This is a genomic window from Actinoplanes sp. NPDC051388, from assembly GCF_055586225.1.
The window spans coordinates 132,270-154,938 of the sequence record NZ_JBVJIP010000018.1 but is presented as its reverse complement, the minus strand read 5'-3'; the positions used below and the strand labels follow the sequence as shown (position 1 = coordinate 154,938).

At 68.8% G+C, this 22,669-nt stretch carries 22 protein-coding genes and 1 pseudogene; 15 read left to right on the top strand and 8 right to left on the bottom strand.

Annotated features, from left to right (window positions below; all coding sequences use genetic code 11):
* Positions 1-283 precede the first annotated feature (283 nt).
* On the top strand, positions 284-805 hold the full coding sequence (locus ACZ6TI_RS36915; RefSeq protein ID WP_465349875.1) for an integrase core domain-containing protein: 522 nt from the start codon (positions 284-286) through the stop codon (positions 803-805).
* Between the two features lie 7 nt (positions 806-812).
* Here the strand turns inward: ACZ6TI_RS36915 and ACZ6TI_RS36910 are convergent, their stop codons facing one another.
* Together ACZ6TI_RS36910 and ACZ6TI_RS36905 are read right to left on the bottom strand one after the other, a co-directional pair.
* Entirely contained in the window at positions 813-1,421 is a 609-nt protein-coding gene (locus tag ACZ6TI_RS36910; protein WP_465349874.1) for a hypothetical protein, read from the bottom strand.
* Between the two features lie 17 nt (positions 1,422-1,438).
* Entirely contained in the window at positions 1,439-2,485 is a 1,047-nt protein-coding gene (locus ACZ6TI_RS36905) for a helix-turn-helix transcriptional regulator (RefSeq protein ID WP_465349873.1), read from the bottom strand.
* 291 nt (positions 2,486-2,776) lie between these two features.
* On the opposite strand from ACZ6TI_RS36905, the gene ACZ6TI_RS36900 reads away from it, so the two are divergent.
* The 4 genes from ACZ6TI_RS36900 to ACZ6TI_RS36885 all read left to right on the top strand — a co-directional run bounded on the left by ACZ6TI_RS36900 (position 2,777) and on the right by ACZ6TI_RS36885 (position 5,299).
* A complete protein-coding gene (locus ACZ6TI_RS36900; protein ID WP_465349872.1) occupies positions 2,777-3,076 on the top strand; it encodes a hypothetical protein in 300 nt (99 codons plus the stop codon).
* Between the two features lie 21 nt (positions 3,077-3,097).
* On the top strand, positions 3,098-3,814 hold the full coding sequence (locus tag ACZ6TI_RS36895; RefSeq protein ID WP_465349871.1) for a hypothetical protein: 717 nt from the start codon (positions 3,098-3,100) through the stop codon (positions 3,812-3,814).
* Position 3,815: 1 nt separating this feature from the next.
* Positions 3,816-4,169: a hypothetical protein gene (locus ACZ6TI_RS36890; protein ID WP_465349870.1), complete on the top strand. Its 354-nt coding sequence runs from the start codon at positions 3,816-3,818 to the stop codon at positions 4,167-4,169.
* A 653-nt stretch (positions 4,170-4,822) separates the two neighbouring features.
* A complete protein-coding gene (locus ACZ6TI_RS36885; RefSeq protein ID WP_465349869.1) occupies positions 4,823-5,299 on the top strand; it encodes a bifunctional ornithine acetyltransferase/N-acetylglutamate synthase in 477 nt (158 codons plus the stop codon).
* Between the two features lie 28 nt (positions 5,300-5,327).
* Here ACZ6TI_RS36885 and ACZ6TI_RS36880 read toward each other — a convergent pair whose 3' ends face one another.
* From ACZ6TI_RS36880 to ACZ6TI_RS36865, 4 genes are all read right to left on the bottom strand, one after another.
* The gene (locus ACZ6TI_RS36880) at positions 5,328-5,567 is read right to left on the bottom strand and encodes a hypothetical protein (RefSeq protein ID WP_465349868.1); all 240 of its coding nucleotides are present in this window, start codon (positions 5,565-5,567) and stop codon (positions 5,328-5,330) included.
* Between the two features lie 155 nt (positions 5,568-5,722).
* Positions 5,723-6,250, bottom strand: coding sequence for a hypothetical protein (locus ACZ6TI_RS36875; RefSeq protein WP_465349867.1), 528 nt, complete (start codon positions 6,248-6,250; stop codon positions 5,723-5,725).
* 621 nt (positions 6,251-6,871) lie between these two features.
* Positions 6,872-9,271 carry a glycoside hydrolase family 65 protein gene (locus tag ACZ6TI_RS36870; RefSeq protein WP_465349866.1) on the bottom strand — a complete coding sequence of 800 codons (2,400 nt, stop codon included), beginning with the start codon at positions 9,269-9,271 and terminating at the stop codon, positions 6,872-6,874.
* Between the two features lie 378 nt (positions 9,272-9,649).
* Complete coding sequence (locus ACZ6TI_RS36865) at positions 9,650-10,414, bottom strand: integrase core domain-containing protein (protein WP_465349865.1); 765 nt, start codon at positions 10,412-10,414, stop codon at positions 9,650-9,652.
* Positions 10,415-10,707: 293 nt separating this feature from the next.
* On the opposite strand from ACZ6TI_RS36865, the gene ACZ6TI_RS36860 reads away from it, so the two are divergent.
* The 4 genes from ACZ6TI_RS36860 (at position 10,708) to ACZ6TI_RS36845 (ending at position 15,472) form a co-directional block, all read left to right on the top strand.
* Positions 10,708-11,289, top strand: coding sequence for a helix-turn-helix transcriptional regulator (locus ACZ6TI_RS36860; RefSeq protein WP_465349864.1), 582 nt, complete (start codon positions 10,708-10,710; stop codon positions 11,287-11,289).
* Positions 11,286-12,011 carry an ABC transporter ATP-binding protein gene (locus ACZ6TI_RS36855; RefSeq protein WP_465349863.1) on the top strand — a complete coding sequence of 242 codons (726 nt, stop codon included), beginning with the start codon at positions 11,286-11,288 and terminating at the stop codon, positions 12,009-12,011. The genes ACZ6TI_RS36860 and ACZ6TI_RS36855 overlap by 4 nt, the downstream gene beginning before the upstream one ends.
* A gap of 116 nt (positions 12,012-12,127) precedes the next feature.
* Positions 12,128-14,482 carry an FtsX-like permease family protein gene (locus ACZ6TI_RS36850; RefSeq protein ID WP_465349862.1) on the top strand — a complete coding sequence of 785 codons (2,355 nt, stop codon included), beginning with the start codon at positions 12,128-12,130 and terminating at the stop codon, positions 14,480-14,482.
* Between the two features lie 351 nt (positions 14,483-14,833).
* Positions 14,834-15,472 (top strand): hypothetical protein, encoded by a 639-nt coding sequence (locus tag ACZ6TI_RS36845; protein WP_465349861.1) that lies wholly within the window; start codon positions 14,834-14,836, stop codon positions 15,470-15,472.
* A gap of 68 nt (positions 15,473-15,540) precedes the next feature.
* Here the strand turns inward: ACZ6TI_RS36845 and ACZ6TI_RS36840 are convergent.
* A pseudogene (locus tag ACZ6TI_RS36840) lies at positions 15,541-16,382 on the bottom strand (amidohydrolase family protein).
* On the opposite strand from ACZ6TI_RS36840, the gene ACZ6TI_RS36835 reads away from it, so the two are divergent.
* Both ACZ6TI_RS36835 and ACZ6TI_RS36830 read left to right on the top strand, forming a co-directional pair.
* Positions 16,369-16,917 carry a MerR family transcriptional regulator gene (locus tag ACZ6TI_RS36835; RefSeq protein WP_465349860.1) on the top strand — a complete coding sequence of 183 codons (549 nt, stop codon included), beginning with the start codon at positions 16,369-16,371 and terminating at the stop codon, positions 16,915-16,917. The pseudogene ACZ6TI_RS36840 and the gene ACZ6TI_RS36835 sit on opposite strands and share 14 nt — an antisense overlap.
* Positions 16,848-17,126: a hypothetical protein gene (locus tag ACZ6TI_RS36830; RefSeq protein WP_465349859.1), complete on the top strand. Its 279-nt coding sequence runs from the start codon at positions 16,848-16,850 to the stop codon at positions 17,124-17,126. The genes ACZ6TI_RS36835 and ACZ6TI_RS36830 overlap by 70 nt, the downstream gene beginning before the upstream one ends.
* Here ACZ6TI_RS36830 and ACZ6TI_RS36825 read toward each other — a convergent pair.
* Positions 17,110-17,661, bottom strand: coding sequence for an SDR family NAD(P)-dependent oxidoreductase (locus tag ACZ6TI_RS36825; RefSeq protein WP_465349858.1), 552 nt, complete (start codon positions 17,659-17,661; stop codon positions 17,110-17,112). The genes ACZ6TI_RS36830 and ACZ6TI_RS36825 overlap by 17 nt on opposite strands.
* A gap of 123 nt (positions 17,662-17,784) precedes the next feature.
* On the opposite strand from ACZ6TI_RS36825, the gene ACZ6TI_RS36820 reads away from it, so the two are divergent.
* The 4 genes from ACZ6TI_RS36820 (at position 17,785) to ACZ6TI_RS36805 (ending at position 22,359) form a co-directional block, all read left to right on the top strand.
* On the top strand, positions 17,785-19,254 hold the full coding sequence (locus tag ACZ6TI_RS36820; RefSeq protein ID WP_465349857.1) for an alpha/beta hydrolase: 1,470 nt from the start codon (positions 17,785-17,787) through the stop codon (positions 19,252-19,254).
* A gap of 159 nt (positions 19,255-19,413) precedes the next feature.
* Positions 19,414-19,572: a hypothetical protein gene (locus tag ACZ6TI_RS36815; protein WP_465349856.1), complete on the top strand. Its 159-nt coding sequence runs from the start codon at positions 19,414-19,416 to the stop codon at positions 19,570-19,572.
* A gap of 46 nt (positions 19,573-19,618) precedes the next feature.
* On the top strand, positions 19,619-20,272 hold the full coding sequence (locus ACZ6TI_RS36810; RefSeq protein ID WP_465349855.1) for a hypothetical protein: 654 nt from the start codon (positions 19,619-19,621) through the stop codon (positions 20,270-20,272).
* 290 nt (positions 20,273-20,562) lie between these two features.
* Positions 20,563-22,359, top strand: coding sequence for a serine/threonine-protein kinase (locus tag ACZ6TI_RS36805; RefSeq protein WP_465349854.1), 1,797 nt, complete (start codon positions 20,563-20,565; stop codon positions 22,357-22,359).
* Positions 22,360-22,669: the final 310 nt, after the last annotated feature.

The window sequence follows — 22,669 nt, the reverse complement described above, 5'->3', positions numbered from 1 at the left end:
CGCCCACTGCCGGACGGTTCATGCTGGCCGGGTGCCGATGTACACGCCGTGCATTGATGGTTGAATGCCCTGGTCAACCTGTACCGCTCGAAGACTGAGTTCCGGGGTTTGAGCTGCGGTTCTGTGCGCTACCGGTCGCTCGGTGGGTAGCAGGCTGACGGCATGATCGTGTCGTTCGGATACCTGATCCTGCGTCAGGTGGTGCAGTTGATGGTGTTGGGCATGCGTGGTGAGCGGTCGAAGGAGGTCGAGGTCCTGGTCCTGCGCCACCAGGTCGCGGAAAATGGACCTACGCTCGGCGTCGGCCGACCTGGACCGAGTTCCTCACCGCTCAGGCCAAGGGGATCCTGGCCTGCGACTTCCTGCACGTCGACACGATCGGGTTGACCCGCGTCTACGTCGCACGGCTCGCCGGGAGTGTCTGGACCGGATGCTGATCTATCACCCGCGACACCTGCTCGCCGTCCTGGGCGAGTTCGTCATGCACTACAACGAGCGCAAACCTCATCAGAGCCGCGATCAACGCCTACCCAACGCCATGGACACCGGGCCAGCCGCCGTCGTCGTCGATCTCGGCGCAACAAGGGTCTGTCGCAGGAAGGTCCTCGACGGGGTTGATCAACGAATACTCGCAGGCTGCGTAGCCGACCGCATTTCCGAGCGGCACAGGGTGAACGCGTACACGGCCTCGGCCACCACGGCTGGCTTGCCGTGCCGGGAGGCGAGGTCGTTGAGGTCCACTGGCCATCGAGCGCGTACCGGGTGGAGACCACCTAACGGCTGTCTCGGTTGGACAGAAGACTGACCGGCGCTCAGGTTGAGATGTTCAGACAGGTGGCGCAGAAGCCGGTGCCGGGCCTGGGTTCGAGAATGTCATCGAAGTACTCGACGGGTCGGTTCACCAGCGGGTCATCCGTCGAGAGAGGTGTGGCGGTCATCTCCTGATCGGCCGCGATGTCGAGTCTGACGCACGCGAGGCGAACGGCCGGGCTGCGCATCAAACACACCCCCACCGGGCTGGTCGGCGGGATGGTCCCGAATGCGGCCCGGACCTGCGTCGGTCCGTCGGGCTCGTAGTGGCGCAGACGCGAGCCGACCGCCAGAGTCGTCGGCCGATCCGGCCGGAAGGTCACCATCGTGAAGGAGTACTTGGCGAGCCAAGGGCGGCAGAGGACGATCTCCGCGGGGATGATCACATGGTTCTGGGCATCTCGCTCGAGCGGGCCGACGGTCCCGGTGGCACAGCCGCCGTCGTTCCATCGAACCGGCTGGGTGGTCGACACCGGCGACGGCACGAGCGGGGTTTCGCTGACGGTCCAGTCACCGGCCGGCGTCTGGTCGGCGACCTCGGCGGACGCCGGCCGCAGCGCACCGGTGATCAGGAGAACGGCGGCCACCACGGCGGCCGAGCGGACGGCCACGCCAGAAAGCGATCTCGTCATGACTCATCAGCTCCGGAAGGTGTGTCGGCCGGGCCAGTCGGAGGCAGCGGCGCCGCCCCCGCGGCGCCGAGCAGCAGGGCAAGCTGGAATCGGTTCTCCACCCCGAGCCGGTCCATCAGCGTCCGCATGGCATAGGCGACCGTGCGGGCGCTGAGGCTTAGCTGCTCTGCGGCGGACACGTCGGTATGCCCGGAGGCCAGCAACGCGACCAGGGCATGCTCCCGCGGGGTCAGATCGATGGCGGGCACCCCCTCCCGAAACGGGTCATGGCCGAACGTCCACAACCGGTGAAAGAACAGGCACAGCCTCTGCACCACCGACGGCTCGTCGACCTCTACGTACCCGGCCTCCAGATCGAGCGGATCGGACGGGAACAGCGCCACCCTGCGATCGAAGATCATGAGCTTGAGCGGCAGAGCCGCCGCCTGCCGGTAGATCCCTGATGCGCCCTCCACGATGGTCCGCGGCGGAGCCGAGCGATCACCGTCGGCCGGCGGGCGGCTCAGCACCCGCATCCGGATGCCACGATCCAGCAGGCTCCGATCCAGCGGCACGGCGGCGGCCCACGACTCCGCGCTGATCACCTCTTCGGTGCTGATCGTCAGGTGTTCGTGCCGCTCGGCCGCGACCAGATGCGCGGCACGTCGCCGCGCCAGCGCACGACTGCCCCAGTGCCGCACCGTCACGTTGCCCAGCGCAGGCACCTGCAGACCGTCGAGCGCTCCGAAATGGTCTCGCCACCGCTCCTTCGGGGCAGCCGGCGCAGGCCGCCGGCGTAACTGGCGCAGCGCGTCCGGCACCGGCACCGGCACCCACACACGCGAACTCCGGAGTCCCGGTGCCGTTCCGGACTCGATCACCGACCGTGCCACCAGCTCGTCGACCGCCGACCGGACCCTGATCCGGGTCACGCCCAACTCTCGGACGAGCCGGGTCTCACCCATGGACCCGACGATGGCCAGCGCGCGGTAGACCAGATCGGCGTCGGCGGAAAGACCCCATCGGGTCAACGACGGTACTGATACCGGACTCGTGACTTCCATGGCGCCTCCGACGGCCTCGCAGTCGTTCCTGAACCCGTGCAGGAGAACCCGCACCCGATGTCGATGCGATCGGGGCCGGCCCCGGACGCCCGCACAGCACACCAGCTCAAGGCCGGACAGGGGAAGGGGGCCGCTCCCGATCATTGCAGGATCCTGCAACCAATTGCCCGGGTGTTCTTCACGGACCGTACGGCACCGGCGCATGGTCTGCCCTGCGCCGCCGAGAGGCCGGCGACGAGTTCGCCGGGCTCGATACGCGAAGCCGGGTCGATCCGGCCAAGTGGAGGCGTGATGTCGTTCAAGGTCATTCCCCAGAGCATCAAGGATTTCAGCACCCACCTCCGCAAGCTCGGCGACGACGCCGAGTCGGCGGCGTTCTACTCGGGCAGCTGGTTGAGGTACGAAGGCTCCCAGGGGTTGCTGTTCGACAGCGTGGCGGACGCGGCCATGCGGGTCCGCGAAGTCCTGCCCCCCAACTACTTCCACCTCATGGAGATCGTGAAAGCGTCCTCTTGGGAACTCCTCTCCACCGCCCACTTCTACGAGACGACTGACCAGGCCGCCGCGGAACGGCTCGATAAAACCTACTGAAACGCAATGGGAGTTACGGATATGGCGAGCCCTGGCGACGAGCTGACCAAGCCACGATCCTACGATCCGGTCCCCGACCTTGCCGAGAACATCGTCGGGTTCGCCCAATACGTCAGCGTCTCGTATTGGCTGGGCTGGGCGGCCGAGCACACGATTCACGCCAATCCCTGGGATTGGGTCACCGAGCAGTTCGCCGGTGACTGGAAGGCGGTCCAGGAGTCCGGCCTCGCCCTGCGCAACCTGGCCGACTTCAACACCTCCTTCGCGGGCAATGTCACCTTGGGCGTGCAGGTGATGGCACAGGACTGGACCGGCAAGGCGGCCGACAACGCCATCGAATATTTCACGCAGGTGGCCACTGTTCTGGACCAGCAGGTGGAGGAACTCCGGTCGCTCGGCGAAGAGTTCATCTTGATGGCAGACGGGATGTACCAGACGGCGAACGCCGTCAAAGGGTTGCTGGAGATGCTGACTGATCTGCTGATCGCGATCGGCTTGGAGGCAGCCGCGGCAGCCACGTTGGGCTGGACTGTCATCGGTCCCATCCTGGCCGGCGCTGCCGCCCTCGCCACGATGACGAAGGCCATCGGGGTCTGGGGGGACATTGTGGACCTCTGCGACTACACGTTGACCGGAGTCCAAGCGTTCGTCGGCGGGGTTGAGGGGTTCACCAGCACGAGGGTCAGCATGGAGACGGTGGCGCTGCCCGCCGGGTCGTACGACCACCCGGCGGTCTGACGTGGCGGCGAAGGACGAAGAGCCGCTGCTGGACGTCGCCGGCGGTGATCCGGCGTTGTCCCGGCATCTGCGGGGCTCCTTACGGCTGTTGCGGGACAAAAGCGACGACCCGGAATTCCGGCGGCTCGCCGACGACATCCTGGAAGGGCGCCAAGGTCTTCGCGAGGCAAGCCGGTCGCCAGTCTTCGCGCGGGTGCTCAACCCACGTGTCGACGAGTTCACCAGGACGTACGACCAACTCTCCGATGACGAACGCGCCGAACTCGCCGCCGAGGGCCAGCGGCAGCTCGCCGAACTGCGTGATCGGATGGCCCGCGAGAAGGCAGCCCGCGACGCCCTGCCGGATTCACCCTAGATGGTTGATTTCAAGGGTTAGTAGGACTTTGAGCAGGCCGGCCGGCCTGAGCCACAGGGCCGAGACTTCCGGTCCCCAGGTGGAGGGTGTCCGGTGGTCACTACCCGCATGCGGGTGAGTCCGTCCAACAGGATTGCAGGGTGACGAAGGATGCCCAGGGGTTCGCCGGCAATCTCAATGATCCCCGGCCGCTGACCGGAACCATCCGCATGTGCGAGAAGCTAACGGAGATCCGGGCGGGAATCGGACCCGGCTAAGCCGGGCGGGACTCGGCGGTGCGGTCAGCAAAGGGTGTTCAGGAGGTGCGGTAGGAGGGCGACGAAGCGATCGCACGCAGGTCTGTCGCGTTCGGCGCTGGGGCTGCACGATGAAAATGCTCGCAGAATCACGACAGCCCCTGGCATAGATCTTCCTCCTAGAATAGAGGATGTTCCACTAGGGACTGTCGAAAAGGCCCGTCGAGCTATCCACACCACCGCAGGTTGAATCCAGGATGGCTATGACAGGGTTTGGTCCGCGGGGATTCCGGGTGCACACCGGTCGGGTCGGGTTGGCCGACGGGGACCGGGACGACTTCGTCGTGATCGCCTCCGAGGTGCCGGCGGCGGTCAGCGCGATGTTCACCCGTTCCCGGTTCGCCGCGGCGATACCCGATGGAACGGCTCCGGCCGAACTTGGCCGCACTACCGCGGCCCATCCCGGGCGCCGACTTCGACCGGGCCGCCGAGGCGATCATGGCCACCGACACGCGCCCCCAACGAACCACCGTCCGGGTCGGCGAGGCGACGCTGGTCGGCATCGCCAAGGGCGTCGGCATGATCGAGCCGGACATGGACACCATGCTCACCTACCTCTGCACCGACGCGGCGCTGACCGCGGCAGAGCTGGACGCTCTCTTCCACCCGGCGGTGGAACGGACCTTCAACGCGCTCAGCATCGACACCGACACGTCCACCAGCGACACGGCCGCCATCTTCGCGAACGGGCTGGCCGGGCCGGTGCCGGCCGGCGAGTTCGCCGAGGCGCTGCAAACCGCCGCGCTGCACCTCGTCCGAGAGATCGCGGGCGACGGTGAGGGCGCCTCGATCTCGAAAGCCGTAACGCATGGGTCGAGCGGCGGCACCGTCTGACGGCCGTGGTCGGCCACCTGGCCAGCCGCTACGCGCGACCCGGGTCCGGCAGGCGAGCCGCGATCTCGGCGGCCTGATGGCTGATCCCGGGGTCAGGGTCGGCCGCTGCGACACGGATCAGGCCAGCCACCAGCGGGGGCCAGTCGCGCTGCGGTGGGTTAAGTGCGTTGAGCTTCAAAATCCGCCACACCAGGCGGCGAACCTCGACGGCGCCGTCGTCGACGAGGGTGAGTAGCGCCGGTACCGCCTGATTGACATCGGCGCCCATGAACGCGCGGGCTTCGACGGCACCGATGGCGGCCGCCCGGACCGCCTGGTCGGGGTCGAGCAGCGCGACGACCAGTGCAGGCTCCGCCGCGTGGGTCGGCTGCGCCGCCGTGGCTAGCCGGCCGACGGCGCGCGCCGCGGCGGATCCGTCGTGGCCTACACCTTGGCCGCGATCTCCTTGGCGATGGCCGTCAGCCTCTTGACCAGATCGGCCGTCGGCGGAGCTGCGGCGAGGTCGAAATGCGACACGGTGATCATCAATCCGTCCCGCACCCAGGCGCTGACCGCCGTCACCCCACGTCTGCCCTGGTAGGAGTAGGCGTCCTCGCCAATCCCGGTGACGTCCGCGACGCTCTTGTAGGACGTGCGCCCACTGTCGAAGAACTTTTTGCTGGGCTGCGGTGAGATCAGCACGTCGAGGTAGTGCTTGTTCACCAGTTTGTAGGTGCAGACGTGATCGTTGACCGTGGCGATCTCGACGGACTTGACCTGGACGCCGATCATTGTGGCCGCGGTTTCCTTCGTCAGGTAGGAGCACGGGTCCGACGAGGGCGCGGCTGCGGACGGGGCGTCCGCGGCGGCCGAGGTTGTCACGCCACCGGCCGGCGTCGCGCCTTGAACCGAGCTGTCGTCACCGTTCGAGCAGCCGGCAACCGCCCCTGCGGTCAGGAGCAGCGCGGTCATCACACAGCGGATGCGAACCAGGAATGCCATCACGATCCGTTCCCGAGCAGCGCACTATTTGCACTGACGGCGCAGATTGTAGCGGCATGATTTGGCTCGGGCGCAACCCCTCACGGGCGCTGCTTCGTCGGCCAATATCCGGCATACGTATGCATAGTCGTTGATCTCAGCCCGGCCTTCGGCCACGTATCCGGAGGTGGGCTAGAGGCGAGCCGACGGTCTCCCGCTGTACAAACTTGATCGAACGGTCGTCTTAAGATCTGCTTAATTTTCCATCGACCCAGACTTTTCTGCACTCCGTGTGCAACTCTCTATGCCGCTTACACGGCAACAGGGGAAAGGAAATGACACGGAAAGCTGGCACGGCGCTGATCGCCGCTTTGGAGGGCATCGCCGGATCCAGGGCGAGCTGGTCGGCCTGGGTTACCGGGTGGTGGCCGGCACCGTGTGGTCCATCCTGACCAACGCCGGGGTGGATCCGGCACCACGGCGGTCTGGGCCGACCTGGACCCAGTTCCTGATGGCCCAGGCCAAGGGGGATCCTGGCCTCACGTCCACACAGGAAGGGTGGTTCGGCGCAGCGGCCAGACTAGTATGAATCGGGACGAAGATTGACGAGGCTCAGCGGTGGTCGGCGGTCGTGGCATCCGGATCGCTCTTGCGGCCGGTCGGCGTGGCCGGGTCGGGTGCGTATCCCGGAGGCTGTTCGGGTTGTGGCAGCAGGGGTTTCAGGGCCGTGACGGGTCTCTCGACCACCTCACCGGCGGTGAGCTCGACCGTCTCGTCGTAGAGCAGGATCGGCTGCCGTGCGTCGGTGCCGTCGCGCAGGCTCACCCGCACGGCCTCGTGATCGGCCTCGACCAGCAGCCGCCGGCCACTGTGCCGCAGCCGGAACCGCAGCCCGGTGATGCCCCGGGGCAGCCGCGGCGCCAGTGCCAGCATGCTGCCGTGTTCGCGCAGGCCGCCGAAGCCTTCGACGATGGCCGACCAGGCTCCGGCTAGCGATGCCAGGTGCAGCCCGTCGCGGGTGTTGGCGTGCAGGTCGCGCAGGTCGACCAGGGCGGCTTCGGTGGCGTAGTCGTGGGCCAGCTCGAGGTGGCCCACCTCGGCGCACATCACCGCCTGGGTGCAGGCGGACAGCGACGAGTCGCGGGTGGTGATGCGCTCGTAGTAGTCGACGTTGCGGGCCTTCTGCTCGGCGGTGAACTCCTCCGGGCACCAGTGCATGGCCAGCACCAGGTCGGCCTGCTTGATCACCTGGCGGCGGTAGAGCTGGAAGTACGGCGCGTGCAGCATCAGCGGCTCGCCCGGGTGCTCGGCGGCGAAGTCCCACGGGGCGTAGCGGGTGAAGCCGGCGGACTGCGGGTGCACGCCGAGCCGTTCGTCGTACGGTATGTGCACCGCGTCGGCCGCCGCCTGCCAGGCCTGCGGTTCGTCCGGCCGGACGCCGAGCCGGTCGGCCGCCGCCGGCCGGCGCCCGCACGCGGCCGCGGCGGCACGCAGGTTCCGGGCTGCCATCAGGTTGGTGAAGACGTTGTCGTCGGCGACTCCGCTGTACTCGTCCGGGCCGGTGACGCCGTCGACGTGCCATACCCCGTCGGCGTCGTGGTGGCCGTGGGACACCCACAGCCGGGCCGTTTCCACCAGGATCTCCAGGCCGCACTCCTGCTCCACCGAGTCGTCGCCGGTCACCTGCCGGTAGCGGTCGACCGCGCGGGCGATCACCGCGTTCAGGTGCAGCGCCGCGGTGCCGGCCGGCCAGTACGCCGAACACTCCTCGCCGTGGATGGTGCGCCACGGGAACGCCGCACCGTCCAGGCCGAGGGTCTCGGCCCGGTGCCTTGCCTGGCCGAGGATGCTGTGCCGCCAGCGCAGGGCGTCGGCCGCGGCGTGCGGGGCGACGTAGGTCAGCAGCGGCAGGACGAAGCCCTCGGTGTCCCAGAACGCGTGCCCGTCGTACCCCGGGCCGGTCAGCCCCTTGGCGGCGATGGCCCGCCGTTCCGCGCGGGCGCCGGCCTGCAGCACGTGGAACAGGCCGAAGCGGACCGCCTGCTGCAATACCAGGTCGCCGTCGATCTCGACGTCCGCGGCGTCCCAGAAGTCGTCGAGGTAGCCGCGCTGGTCGGCGACCAGGCCCGCCCAGCCGGCGTAGCGCGCGCCGGTCAGCGCGCCGGCCACCTGGTCACGCAGCGCCTGCGGCGAGCGCGACGAGCTCCACGCGTACCCGAGGAACTTGGTGATCCGCAGGCGCTCGCCCGGCCGCAGCACGGTGACCACCGTGGTGCGGGCCCAGTCGTCGCGGACGTCGGTCTCCTCGTCGTATGCGCCGGGCGCCTCGATCGCGTGGTCCATGCCGGCGGCCATCAGCAGGCCGCTGGCGCGGGTGCGGTGCAGCAGGACCGCGCCGTGTTGCTCGGTGTCCTGCGCGACCGCCACCAGCGGGCGGTCCAGCGCGGCGGCGACCCGGGGGTCCTTGGACTGCTGGGGTTGCTCCTCGTTGGCCACCAAGCCCGACTGCAGGGTGATCCGCACCTCGTGGTCGACCGCCTCGACCTCGTAGTCGACGGCGGCGACCGCACGCTGGGTGAAGGAGACGAGCCGGACGCTGCGGATCCGCACCCGGCGCCCGGCCGGTGACTCCCAGTCGACGCTGCGGCGCAGCAGGCCGTCGCGCAGGTCCAGGACGCGTTCGTGGGCGAGCAGGCGGCCGTGGGCCACATGGAACGGCTCGTCGTCGACCATCAGCCGGATGAGCTTGCCGTCGGTGACGTTGACGACGGTCTGTCCCTGCTCCGGGTAGCCGTAGCCGCCCTCCGGATAGGGCAGCGGCCGCTGCTCGTAGTAGGAGTTCAGGTAGGTGCCGGCGATGATGTGCGGCTCACCCTCGTCGAGGTTCCCGCGCAGGCCGATGTGCCCGTTCGCCAGGGCCAGCACCGACTCGGCCTGCGCGAGCCGGCCCAGCTCCAGCGAGGTCTCCCGCACCTGCCACGGCTCGACCGGGAACCTGGCGTCGCCGATCATGCGGGCACCACAGCGACGGCGGATGCGTTCACGATGAGGTCCGGCCCTGAATGCCAGGCTGTCGACCCGGTGCCTTCGTGAACATCGCGCCTCCGCACATAGGAACTGCCTTCGTGAGGCTCCAGGGAATCTTGGTGACGGCCCGGCAGATCACTCTTCACCCTGAACCGTGGTGCGACTCAGGTCAAACGCTGCGGCCAGGATCGTGGAGGATGCGGTAGACCCTTGCTATTCCTGGTCCGGCCCGTGTTGTTAGTTCTTGATCTTGCGGCGGCGGATGTCTTCGCGTTGAACGGTGCGCTGACCGCCGTCTGTGCCGTGCGGGTGGCCATCGTTAGCGTCATTCTCGGGGGATGATCACCGCAGAGGGTGGCGGCGTCATTCGCGACGTCCTGCTGGGCCGCGCCACCGGCCGTGTTCGTCGACTGGCGTCACCTGGCCGTGGCTTTCGGCGGCGGTCTGGTCGTGTTCCTGTTCGAACATGTTCCGGATCGGTTCAGCAACTCGATCGATGATTCGCGTGGTCGGTATGCGCTTCGACCTGGACGACCCGAGACCGCCCGGGATCAGGCGCGAAGGCTCGGTAACGTCTAGTAGCGACGGTGACTGATCAGCGGTCAGCAGGTTGCGGGCGGCGATGTCCATCGCCCGTGCTCTGGTGTCCGGAAATTCTGGTGTCCACGTGGCTTGCGGAGCCGGCGCGAAGGTGGCTGAGTGGTTGACCGGGCTGTTCTGGCTGTGTCCCGGGCCGGTGAGGGCGAGCTCGGGCGAACGTAGTGGTGGCGGGTTCGGCGGCTGCTGGCCGAGTGTCCGGTGTGGGCGATGATCGTTGTAGTGCCGGACGTACTCGTCCAGCACCACACGTAGCTGACGTTCACCCGCGATCAACATCCGATCCGTGCACTCGCGACGCACGGTGCCGACCCAGCGCTCCGCGATCGCGGTGGCCCGGGGCGCCTGCGGCGGCGTCCGGATCACCGCGATCCCGACTGCGGTGAACACCGCGTCGAACACGGCGGTGAACTTGCTATCCCGATCACGCGGCAAGAACCGCAGCGCGTCGGCTCGGTGATCAAGGTCCATGAGCAGGTTCCGCGCCTGCTGGACCACCCAGGCGCCGGTTGCATGGGCGGTCAGGCCCACCACGTGCACGCGGCGGGTGGCCAGCTCGATGAAGAACAGCACGTAGATCCGTTTGAGGAACACCGTGTCGACCGTGAAGAAGTCGCAGGCGATCATCGATCGGGCCTGAGTGGTGAGGAACTGTCGCCAGATCGGCCCGGACCGGCGGGGGCGGACAATCTCGCATGTCAGCACGCCTCAGCTGGATTTACGAGCCGCACAAGCTGCAGAAGAGGATGGTCGCCCGGCGGGGTGGTGCGCGACCATGTATACCGGGTATCATACCCGGTATCCTCTTTGATTGGAGCGGGCTTATGAGCGTCCGGCACGCGCTGCTCGCGTTGTTGACCGAAGGTGCGAAGTACGGCCTGCAGTTGCGGCAGGAGTTCGAGTCACGCACTGGAGAGGTGTGGCCGCTCAACGTCGGCCAGGTCTATCTCACCTTGCAGCGGCTGGAGCGCGACGAGCTGGTCGAGTCCGACGGCGGAGACCGTGACGGCCCGCAGAAGATGTTCCGCCTCACCGCGGCGGGCGCTGACGAGCTCGCGGCCTGGCTGCGGACCCCGCCGAATCTGGCCAACCCGCCGCGTGACGAACTCGTCATCAAGGTGCTGGTGGCCGTGCAGCTACCGGGGGTCGACGTGTCGGGGCTGCTGCAGGTCCACCGCCGGCATCTGGTGGAGCTGATGCAGAGGTACACGCATATCAAGGCCGACGCTGCCCCGGACGACCTGAGCCTGTCGCTGGTCGCCGACGCCGAACTGTTCCGGCTGGAAAGCGTCGTGCGATGGATCGACGCGGCCGAGGTCCGGCTGAGTCAGCGGCGCGTCGAGTCTGTCGCGGAGCGCAGTGTGCCGGCGAAACCCGAACGGACCAGGTTGGAGGCCCAGAAATGACCACTGCGGTGGAGCTTCGCCGGGTTTCGCGGGTGTACGGATCCGGAGCGAGTGAGGTGCACGCGCTTCGCGAGGTGGACCTGTCGGTCAGCGTCGGCGAGTTGGTCGCCGTGATGGGGCCCAGCGGGTCGGGCAAGAGCACGCTGTTGACGATCGCCGGCAGTCTGGAGGATCCCAGCGATGGCGAGGTGATTGTCGGCGGCTCCCCGCTGGCGAGCATGTCGCACAACGATCGCGCGCGGCTGCGCCGTCGCACGATCGGCTACGTCTTCCAGGACTTCAATCTGCTCGCCGGCCTGACGGCCGTGGAGAACGTCGCGCTCCCGCTCGAGCTCGACGGCGTCGGCGTGCGGGCGGCACGCGAAGTCGGGCTGGCCGTCCTGACGGAACTCGGGCTCGCCGCTGAGGCCGGCCGCTACCCGGACGATCTTTCCGGCGGTGAGCGGCAACGGGTCGCGATCGCACGGGCGGTCGTCGGCGACCGCCGTCTGATCCTTGCCGACGAGCCGACCGGCGCCCTGGACTCGGTCAACGGCGAGGCCGTCATGCGATTGCTGCGGGCGGCCTGCAAGCGGGGCGTTGCCGGGATCGTCGTCACGCACGACGCGCAGCTCGCATCGTGGGCCGATCGCATCGTGTTCCTGCGTGATGGCCGGGTAGTCGACCAGACCACGCGGCCCGCCGGCCCGGAGTCCCTGCTCGCCGACGGCGCGGGCCGATGACGCGGGCACGGTCGCACCAGTCGGTCGGCGGCGTGGCAATGTCGGGCCGGGGCTCCGCCCGCCGAGCCGTTGCCCGGTGGGCATGGCGGCTGTTCCGGCGCGAGTGGCGTCAGCAGGTGCTCGTCCTGGCTCTGCTCACGGCGGGGGTCGCCGCTTCGATCGGGTTCGCATTAGCGGCGTACACAACCACGCCGGTGCCTGCCAACGCCGAGTTCGGTGCAGCCAATCACTTCTTCAGATTCGGCAACACCGACCGCGGCGTCCTCGAGGCTGACGTGGCCTCGGCCCGCAACGCATTCGACACCCACGACGTGATCTACCACAGCCGGGTACCGGTGGCGGGACTGTTCGAGCCCGTCGACTATCGGTCCCAGGATCCCGACGGCCCGCTCGGTGGTCCCCGCCTGGCCTTTGTCAAGGGAATCCATCCAACCGGCGACCAGGTGGCGATCACCGACGGGATAGCCGACCTGTTCGATGTGCGCATCGGCGCGTCGCTGGCTCTTGACGGCGTACCGCGGCCTGTCGTCGGCATCGTGGAGAATCCGGGCAACCTGGCCGACGAGTTCGTACTCGACCCGCCGTCGCGAACAGGCGAGGCGGACGACGTGACGATCCTCGTCGACACCAGCGACGATCAGGCCCGCACGTTCCGGGTCCCGAGCGGCGCCAGCATCGACATCGGCTCACGCCCGGGCAACGAAGGTGTGATCGCGGCGGTGAGCGTACTCGTGGTGGCGACCGTCGGGCTGCTGCTCGTCGCGTTGATCGCCGCGGCCAGCTTCGTCGTTATCGCGCACCGCCGGATGCGCCAGCTGGGGATGCTCGCCGCGATCGGCGCGACCGACAAGCAACTCCGCCTCGTGACACTGACCAACGGCACGATCGTCGGGGCGGTCGCGGCCGTGATCGGCGCGGGCGTCGGTTTCGCCGGATGGGCCATCGCAGCCCCGTTCGTCGAGGACGCCGTCGGGTACCGCATCGACCAATTCGACGTGCCGTGGTGGCTGATCGCCAGCGGGATGCTCCTCGCTATCGTCGCCGGCACGGTGGCCGCGTGGTGGCCGGCCCGCAGCGTCGCCCGCGTCCCGACCGTACGCGCCCTCTCCGGCCGGCCACCCGAGCCGAGGCCAGCGCGCCGGGCGGCCATCCTGGCCGCGGTGTCCATGATCGCCGGAGTCGCCTGTCTCGCATCGGCGGGCGACGTGGCCGACGAGACCGCGGTCAACTGGACGAACGCTGTACTGATCGTCGCCGGCACGGTTGCGGTGGCGGTCGGGTTGCTGCTCTTCTGCCCGCTGGCGATACAGGTGCTCGCCGCGTGCGTCGGACGGTTCCCCGTGGCCGTACGTCTTGCCATCGGCGACCTCGCCCGCTACCGGGCCCGCTCGGGCGCCGCGCTCGCCGCGATCAGCCTCGCGATCGCGATCGCGGTCACCGTCATCGCCTCCGCCAGCGCCGCGCAGGCCACCCCCACCGAAGGCAACCTGCCGGTCAACCAGGTGCTGATCCGGGCCGCCAACGTCGACGGACCGTTCATCCCGGAGACTGCCGACCTCGACCGGTTGCGGGCGGGAGTCGACGACATCCTCGAAGTGCTCGACGAAACCCGGGTGACGTCGCTGGACGTGGCCCTGGACCCTGCCAGCAAGCCGGACCCGTCGTTCGACGGACGGCAGGCGATCACCCTCGTGGAACGCTCGGACGATGGCTGGATGGACGTCAGCCTGGTGTATGTCGCGACACCTCAGCTCCTCTCCCACTACCGGTACGACCTCGCCACCGTCCCGCCCGGCACCGTCGTCATCACCAGGGAGATCGGACAGTTCGCGCTCCTCGGTCAGGTCGAGGCCGACCGTTCAAAGGTGAAACCCCTCACCAATATCGCCCGCCTCGGTCCCAGTTACGGGTCACTGCCGGGCACATTCGTCACAATGGAAGTTCTGACCCAACGGGGTTGGGTGGTCGCCCCGTCGGGCCGCTGGCTCGTCGAGACGAGTGCGCCGCCCACGACCGAGCAACTCGCCGCCGCCCGCGAAGCGGCGGCCGGCGCCGGCCTGACCGTCGAGGTCAGGGACCGTCAGGGAGGCATCGGGGCACTCCGGTCCGGCGCCACAGCGGCCGGTGTGCTCATCGCGCTCGGCATCCTCGCGATGACCGTCGGCCTGGTGCGCAGCGAAGCCGGCCGGGATCTGCGCATCCTCGCCGCGACCGGCGCCACCGGCAGGACCCGCCGGACGCTAACCGCGGCCACCGCAGGCGGGCTCGCCGTTCTCGGTGCCATCCTCGGCATTGCCGGCGCCTACCTGGGTCTGACCGCGGGATTCGCCCGGAACCTCAGCGCGCTGTCCCCGGTCCCGGTGACAAATCTGGCGGTCATCGCCCTCGGACTGCCACTCGCCGCCACGCTGGCCGGCTGGCTCGTCTCCGGACGCACCGTCCCGCACGTCGCCCGCCAACCGATGGAGTGACCCGAGATCGGGCCGATCCACAGCGACCCGTAACGCCGAATGGATCACTCGGCGACTCGCGTCCTTCCTCGACCTGATTCTGCTCATAGCCGAGGTGTTCGGTCATCTCCTCGTTCAGCGCCGTCTCGAGGACATTTTGGTGAACAGCTTCAACAACCCGTTCGGCCCGGTCAGCTCGTCGGCGCAGATGACCGTGGTGTCGTCGGGCGGGCGGGTGTACAAGGCGATGACGGCTGTCCTTTTGGGATGAAGTCAGGGTCTTTCGAGACCGCCCGGGAGTGCACCTGCCGCCACCGGGCGCCGTCGTCGAGCAGGATCCGCCGTACCTGGATGCGGCCGACGGTGATCCCCATGGCGTTCGCCGTCTCGGTGAGCGCGTCAAGGGTTCCAGACGGCGGCGGTGGACGTCTCATCGGCTTGCACCAAGGCTTCGGAGCCCCGCTCGTAGCGCAGCCGCCCGGGCGGGATCGTCTTGACCAGGGCGACGATCTGCGAGCGCTGCTGTTCACTGATGCGCCGGGGCCGGCCCCGGCCTTCCCGATCGCCCAAGCCAGGCAGGTGGCCGGCGCCGTCCCGTTCATCGAGGGCGAGGGAGCCTCGCCGATCGGTGTCGTCGGCGGGATCAATCCGGTCGTCGCGGGGATCGCAGCGGCTTCGGGAAACTTCCTTTGCGTCCTGATTGTGGTGCTGATCAGCTCACGAGCCCGTACCGCCGCTCTGGCTCACGGACATCGATCCGAGGCGCCTGAGCGACGAAAGCCGGAGTCGAAGGGCCGTCAGCGCTTCCGCCGGTATCTGGTCCGATTCGGCGTTCCCGGTGCGAGCCTGCTCGGGCCGCTGGCCGTCCCGACTCAGATCACGGCGGCCATGCTCGTGGCCTCGGGCATCCCGCGCGGATGGGTCCTGCTGTGGCAGGCGATAGCGATCGTCCTATGGACGACGCTGACCACGACGGTGGTCTGGAGCGTCGTCTCTTCAGTGGTGGCCTGAGCGCATCGACTCCCGGGCGGCAAACCGGCCCACGGAGTGGGGAAATCCCGGCATCGACGCTGAATCGCTCAGATCGCTGAGGCTCCGGCGGGAACACGCAGACGCGAGGCAGCGGCGGCAACCTCCGCCTGAGTCTGCCGTCGATCCACGCGGATCGATTCCGATCCGGCGACGACCACGTCACCTGCCACCCACACATCCGTGACCGTTCGGGCTCCCGCGGCCCACACGAGGTTCGCGATGAGTTCTTCGTCGGGCACTTCGAGCCCGGTGGCGAACGCGGGATCGTCGACGCCGACGTGCACCAGATCGGCCCACCGGCCTGCCTCGAGCGCACCGATGTCGTCGCGGCCCAGGGCTGCGGCGCCTCCGCGGGTGGCCAGCAACAGTGCGTCCGCCGCTGTCACGGTGGCCGGGTCACGGCTGGTCAACCGGGCGAGAAGAGCGGCAGTCCGCGCTTCGTCGAGAGGTCCAGGCGATCGTTGCTCGCCGGGCCGTCGGTGCCGTGCCCGACAGGCACGCCCGCCGCTCGCAAGGCCGACAGCCGCATGACGCCGGAGCCCAGCTTCGCGTTGGACGACGGGCAATGTGCGACCGCCACTTCGGCGCCGGCGAGCAAGCCGATGTCGGCGTCCGACAGGTGAACGGCGTGGGCGGCCAGGAGCCGGGACCGCAAGAGGCCGACAGATTCGAGAAAGTGCGGGCACGGATCAGAACTGCGCGCGCTGCACCCTCCTGACGACTCGTTGATTCGCGAGGCGGGTGTGTGCGCGGGGAGGTGATCCCCCTCCGGTACGCACCCCGCCTCGGTCTCCGTACCAATGGGTATCGATGTGTTAGCTTCCCCGGTGAGGACCGCCCGGCGCGTGCCTGGTGTGATCCTGGGAGGAACTGCCGTGGCCTGGAGCACCCAGGAGCTGGCCGAGCTCGCCGGCACCACAGTCAACACGATCCGGCACTACCACCGGCTCGGCCTGCTCGAGGAGCCGGAACGCCGGAACAACGGATACAAGCAGTACGGCGTGACGCATCTTGTCTGCCTATTGCGTATCCGGCGCCTGGTCGAACTCGGGGTGCCATTGTCCGAGATCGGTGTGGCCAGGTCGAACGGCGACGTCCCCCCAGAGGTGTTGCGCCAGGTCGACGCCCAGCTCGCCGCCGAGATGGAGCGCCTGCGGGCGGCCCGCGCTGACATCGCGGTTATTCTGCGTGACGGCGCGCCGGCCGACTCTCCGGCGGGCTTCGAGTCGGTCGCGTCGCGCCTGTCCGAAGCCGATAGGTCACTGATCCACGTTTACACCCGGCTGTACGACGACGATGCCTTGACGGACCTGCGGCGCAGGCGGAGGACGACAACGACCCCGTCAACGCGGAGTTGGACGCCCTGCCGCCGGACGCGGACGAGACCACCCGGCAGAGCCTGGCCGAGAGGCTCGCACCGCTGATCGCCCAGAGCCTCAACAACTACCCGTGGCTGAACGATCCGTCCGCGCACCTGTCCAAGAGCCAGCACGTCACCACGCAGACCTTCGTCGACGCCGTGGTCGCGCTCTACAACACCGCACAGATCGACGTGCTCACCCGGGCCAGCCTCCGCGCGCACGAGCAACTGCGCGCGGCCGAGCCGGCCGAGGACGTCACCAGCGCCGATTGACCTCCGGGGCGGGCGTGCTCAGAGCGCGGTGCCGCCCGAGGCGTCGACGACCTGACCGGGTCACCCAGCCCCCCTCGTCGGAGGCGAGGAAGGCGATGACCCTCACCACGTCGTCCACCTCGCCGAGCCGGCCGAGGCCGACGCGCGCCGCCTGCTGCGCCGCGAGTTCCGGATTGTCGACCAGGTATTGGCTGTTCCGGGTCATGACGATGCCGGGCGACACCGAGTTGACCGTGATCCCGCGCGGGCCTAGATCCAGCGCCATGTCGTAGCTGAACCAGTTCAGCGCCGCCTTGCTGACGCCGTAGGCCAGCAGATCCGGGCTTCCGACTCTGGCCGCGGTGCTGGAGACGTTGATGATCCGGCCGCCGTCGCGCAGTCGCGCCAGCGCGAGCTTCGTGATGCCGCGTGCACGGCGAAGGCCCGCCCGCCGTCCTTGCGGATGCGCTCCACCGTGTCGCGGGCCGCCTGCTCGTCGTGGCCGTAGCCGACCCCGACCGTTGCCCCGTCGCGGGTTGACCGTGTTCCGGGACACGGTGTCGTATCGCGGGAGCTCCCGTCACCGCCGGTCGCCTGGCTCCTCTTGACCATGTCGTCAGCACATGGTTTCCACTGAACCGGTCCGTATGTCCCGTGCATCGTCGAGTGGGGAAATCACGTGCGCAAAGCGTTATCGGCGGCACTCGCCGTGGCCGTCGTGGCAGTGACGGCGGCTGCGGTCGGCGGAATATCGGAGGCCGCGACACCGAGTGCGTCGCCGCTGAAATGGGGCCCGTGTCCAGCGGATGTCCTCTCGCCCGCCCTGGTGTGTACAACGGTCCAGGTCCCGCTGGACTACCGCGAGCCGGACGGCAAGAAGATCGACATCGCGGTGTCCCGGGTGGCGAGCAAGAACTCCTCGCAACGCCGGGGCGTGCTTCTGACCAACCCGGGCGGTCCGGGTGGCGACGGGCTGAGCTATCCGGGCCTGCTCGTCAACGCCGCGGTCCCGGAGCCGCTGCCGCTGACCCTCCAGTACCGATACGACGTGATCGGGTTCGACCCTCGCGGTGTCGGCCACAGCGCGCCGGTGACCTGCGACGTGACTCCGGAGCAGATCGCCCGGCGTAACTTCCCGTACCCCGAGACCGCGGCCGACGTGCTGAAGGACGCCCGGATCGCGAAGTCGATCGCGCGGCAGTGCGCCACGTCGGAGACGGCGGCGCTGCTGCCGCACATCACCACCGCCAACACCGTGCGGGACATGGACCGGATCCGCGAGGCGCTGGGCGAGCCGAAGATCTCTTACCTCGGTACGTCATACGGCACTTATCTCGGCGCGGTCTACACGACGCTGTTCCCCCAGCGCAGCGACCGGTTCGTGCTCGACAGCAACCTCGGTCCCCAGGGGTTCGATCACAAAGCCTTCCAGCGGACGGCTGTCGGCACGGCCGACCGCTTCCCGGACTTCGCGAAGTTCGCCGCGGCCAACCCGCAGTACGGGCTGGGCACCACACCGAAGCAGGTGCGCGCCAAGTACTTCGAACTCGCGGCTCGGCTGGCCAAGAAGCCGGTCCAGGGAGTCGACGGTTCGCTGTTCCGCGGCATCACTTTCGACAATCTCTACAGCGACCTGGGCATGACCACGTTGGCCGCGGTGTGGAAAGCGCTAGACACGAATCAGCCGCTGCCTCCTGAGCCGCCGGTCGCGAACGTCGACAACTTGATCTCCAGCCGGCATCACGTGCTCTGCGGGGACTCACGCTGGCCGAGGTCCGTGCCTAGCTATCAGCGGGACGTCGCGGCCTACCGGCTCAAGTACCCATTGGTCGGCGCGGCCGCGGCTAACATCACTCCGTGCGCTTACTGGCCCGCGCCGGTCGAGCGGCCGGTGCGCATCGACGATCGCGGACCGGCGAACGTCTTCATGGTGCAGAACCTGCGTGACCCCGGGACCCCGCTGGTCGGCGCCCGAGAACTCCGGAAGGCGTTCGGCCACCGGGCGCGCATGGTGACGGTCAACCAGGGTGGCCACGGCGCTTATCTGCTGCTCGCCCGGAACAGGTGCGCGAACGACACGGTGACCGCTTTCCTGGCCACGGGGGAACGCCCGCAGCGCGACATCGCCTGCCCGGCAGAACCCCGCTGACCGACGTGACTCCTGGCGCTCGGACCGTCTCGCATCGGACTCGTCGCCGCGGCCCCGGTCGCCCGATTTCCGGGGCCGCCACAGTCCTCCTGTCCTCATCACCTAGGCAGGGGATCGATATGACTGCCTTCAGCCCCGGTCCGCGGGGCTGTGCCAGCCGTGCTGGCGATCGACGGAAATGTGAGCACCGTGCTCGGGTGGCGTGACCTCCGGGGGCACAAGCCCGCGGTGCGCGCGCTGAAGGATCGGGTGGACCACGAACTGCCAGGTCTGCGCTCGGCGCTGATCCAGTCGATGGCTTTGCGCCGTGCCACGTGAGCACAGGGCTTGACCGTGTTCCGAGGACACACCTTGTAATGGCCGGATGTTCGACGTATGGCGCAGGCGCCGAGCCATCCAGCGCATCAAGCCCGGCGACGGGCGCGCGCTGAAGCGATTCCGCTGGTGGCAAACGCTGTCGCGATCCCTGTTCTACCTTTCCGCGGACAGTGGCGCGGGCCGGCCGGTGGTCTATGCCGTCGACGTCAACCAGCTGAAGGGCAACGAGAACGGCGACACCGAAGCGCACCTGTACCGCGACGGACGGCGCTACGAGCGGGCGCGGCTCCCCGCTGTCTTCCCGATCGAGGGCGGCGCGATCGAGGTGCAGACGTCGGCCTTCGGCATCCGACGGTGCCACTTCGTCGCCGACGACGGGACCGAGCAGCAACTCGTGCCGGACCCCCGCTCGGCCGAGGGGCGCCGCGCCCGGCTCGAGCGCGAGCGGCCCGGGCTCAGCCGTGGGATCGCCCGGGTCTCCCTCGTCCTGATCCTCGTTCCGCTGATCCTCGGCCTCCCGCAGACCGTCGAGTCGATCTCCCGGTTCCCGCCGCTGACCGAGCGGTTCGGTGTTTTCGACTCGCCGTTCGACGCGTCGGCCTGGTTGAACATCGCGCTCGCGATCAGCGCGACGGTGGGCAGCACCGAGCGTGCCCTGCGCCTGAAGTACAACCGGTGGCTGGACACGGTGGCGGACTGACGGAGGTTCAGCCTTCCCTGCGCAGTTGCTCGCGGGCCAGCGCCTTGGCGCGGAGAATGACGTCGAGCCGGCCTCGTTGTGGAGCGCCCGCAACGCTTCTTCGAACGTCTGCCGTGTGACGGACTTCCCCTTGGACACGCGCGTCATGGCGTCGTTGTCCATCCGGGGGTGGTCACGAAGGGTGCTACTTCGAAGGCACACCGTCACCTCTACGGCTACGGCGTCGACCACAAACGCTCTGAGTCGTCGACGAGGTGCGGAAGACCGTCGATGCGGGCAGACTGCCCGGCATGGAGGTGAAACAGCTACTCGGCGGCCGATACGAACTGATCGGACAGCTGGGCATCGGCGGCATGGCGGTCGTCTGGCAGGCCCAGGACAAAGTACTCGGTCGCACAGTGGCGGTGAAGCTGCTCGCCGCCCGGCACGCCGGCGACCCGCAGTCCCGGAGCCAGATCCGAGACGAGGCCCGGGCCGCGGCTGCGCTGTCGCATCCGAACATCGCCCAGGTGTACGACTACGGCGAATCGAACGAAGACGGTACCTGCACGCCGTACGTGGTGATGGAACTTGTCAGCGGTAGCACCCTTCAACAGCGGCTGGCGGCCGGCCCGGTGCCGCCGAGGGTCGCGATGCGCGTGGCCGCGGAGGTAGCCGCGGCGCTGACCGCCGCCCACGCCGACGGACTGGTGCACCGCGACATCAAACCGGCCAACGTCATGGTCACGCCGGTCGGCGCCAAGGTCGTCGACTTCGGCATCGCCGCGGCGACCAGGCCCAGCAGTTCCGCCGGATCGGCGTTCGAAGTGCTCGGCACGCCGGCGTATGTAGCGCCGGAACGGCTGCTCGACGACGCGGTGGAACCCGCCTCCGACGTCTACGCCCTCGGTGTGCTGCTCTACCGCATGCTGTCGGGTCACTCACCGTGGAGCGTGGACACCACCACCAAGATGCTCGAAGCGCATGTCTACATCGATCCGACGCCACTGCCGCAGTTGCCCCACGTGCCCGACTACGTCACCGCTCTGTGCAACCGGTGCCTGAGCAAGGATCCCACGTTGCGGCCCAGCGCGCGCGAGGCCGCAGCCCTGCTCGCCCACGGCGCCGGCCTACGCGTCGTTGACGACGAGCCGGACCACCCCGCGCCCGGCCCGGCCGTCGACGGTGAACCCTCGGTGCTGATCGGTAAGGAACCACTCGGCGCGCCCGCCCCGGGACCCACCGCGATCAAGGACCGGGCGGTGGACGCGGCATCGGCTTCGTCCACGGCCGCCGACCGGGCCCTGATTCCCGCATCGGCGGCAGGTCCCGCCTCGTCGTTCGCGGAGGCGACCAGCCTCACCGTGGCCGCCGGTCCGACGCCGGCTCCCGGCTCGATCCCGAGCACCGCAACCAATCCTGCTCTGGCCCCCGCCAGGTCTGCGTCCAGATCTGCAACCGCCGATGCGAGCCCTGCGCCTCGCCACCGTCGCAGGTGGCAGGGTGTAGCGGTGCTGGTGCTGGGGGCCGCTGCCGCCACTGTGCTGTGGGCGCTCCTACCCGGTGGCGGCCGGCATCCGGAGACCGCCTCCATGCCGCCTGCCGGCGCACCGGCCACATCGGTCCCCGCGGCGCCTGCCTCGCCTGGTCCGGGCAGCGATACCCGAAACCTGCCCGGCGGACCGGCTTCTCCCGGCGGAAACCCGCCGACCGCCAGCGCCCTGGGTGCCGACCCCGCGGGGTCGATCGTCCAGCCCGGCGACCCGACCGGCCCTGACGGTGCCCCGGCCGAGACGCCCGGCGCCACGCAACCCACGGACCGGGACCCGACCCCCAACCCCGACGGCCCCACTCCGCCGACCGATACCGGCGGCCCGCCGCAGGAACGGACGCTGTCGTCGACCGGCGGTTCAGTGCGGGCAACCTGCCCGTCCGCCGCCACCGCGCAACTTCTGTCCTGGACCGCGACCAAGCCCTACAAGGTCGACCAGGTGAGCGCCGGACCAGGCTCAGCCCCGGTAGTCGTGTTCAAGCACGGCAACCGCAGCGTGCGGATGACCGTAACCTGCAGCGCAGGCACTCCATCCACCGCCAACGACGAGAGCTGACGGCGCAGACATCCCAGGCCAACCCTTTCGCGGGCCGTAGGCGGCCTGCTCGCGCCCCGTGAAGGTCCGCAACCTCCGACTGCGCACGTTGATACGTCGCTGCTCTTTCACCGACCGCGGTTCCTCGCCGTCCTTCGGCCAGAGCCAGGCTTCCTGCGCCCGGCGACGTCACCTTGCCCGGTTGCGCACCGGTGACAACGAAAACGGGCCCCTGAGCTGCGGGTATGCGGTTCGGGTTGTGCCACATCCGGTCCACCAATGCGTGTGAGCTGGGCAAACGTGCAACTGGATGTCGCGGTACGCGAACCGC

What these genes read in the sequence shown, in the direction of transcription:
- ACZ6TI_RS36915 (WP_465349875.1), top strand. Translation starts at nt 284, where the DNA reads ATGGACCTACGCTCGGCGTCGGCCGACCTGGACCGAGTTCCTCACCGC.
- ACZ6TI_RS36905 (WP_465349873.1), bottom strand. Translation starts at nt 2,485, where the DNA reads ATGGAAGTCACGAGTCCGGTATCAGTACCGTCGTTGACCCGATGGGGT.
- ACZ6TI_RS36900 (WP_465349872.1), top strand. Translation starts at nt 2,777, where the DNA reads ATGTCGTTCAAGGTCATTCCCCAGAGCATCAAGGATTTCAGCACCCAC.
- ACZ6TI_RS36895 (WP_465349871.1), top strand. Translation starts at nt 3,098, where the DNA reads ATGGCGAGCCCTGGCGACGAGCTGACCAAGCCACGATCCTACGATCCG.
- ACZ6TI_RS36885 (WP_465349869.1), top strand. Translation starts at nt 4,823, where the DNA reads ATGGAACGGCTCCGGCCGAACTTGGCCGCACTACCGCGGCCCATCCCG.
- ACZ6TI_RS36880 (WP_465349868.1), bottom strand. Translation starts at nt 5,567, where the DNA reads ATGGGCGCCGATGTCAATCAGGCGGTACCGGCGCTACTCACCCTCGTC.
- ACZ6TI_RS36875 (WP_465349867.1), bottom strand. Translation starts at nt 6,250, where the DNA reads ATGACCGCGCTGCTCCTGACCGCAGGGGCGGTTGCCGGCTGCTCGAAC.
- ACZ6TI_RS36870 (WP_465349866.1), bottom strand. Translation starts at nt 9,271, where the DNA reads ATGATCGGCGACGCCAGGTTCCCGGTCGAGCCGTGGCAGGTGCGGGAG.
- ACZ6TI_RS36860 (WP_465349864.1), top strand. Translation starts at nt 10,708, where the DNA reads ATGAGCGTCCGGCACGCGCTGCTCGCGTTGTTGACCGAAGGTGCGAAG.
- ACZ6TI_RS36855 (WP_465349863.1), top strand. Translation starts at nt 11,286, where the DNA reads ATGACCACTGCGGTGGAGCTTCGCCGGGTTTCGCGGGTGTACGGATCC.
- ACZ6TI_RS36845 (WP_465349861.1), top strand. Translation starts at nt 14,834, where the DNA reads ATGGCGTTCGCCGTCTCGGTGAGCGCGTCAAGGGTTCCAGACGGCGGC.
- ACZ6TI_RS36810 (WP_465349855.1), top strand. Translation starts at nt 19,619, where the DNA reads ATGTTCGACGTATGGCGCAGGCGCCGAGCCATCCAGCGCATCAAGCCC.
- ACZ6TI_RS36805 (WP_465349854.1), top strand. Translation starts at nt 20,563, where the DNA reads ATGGAGGTGAAACAGCTACTCGGCGGCCGATACGAACTGATCGGACAG.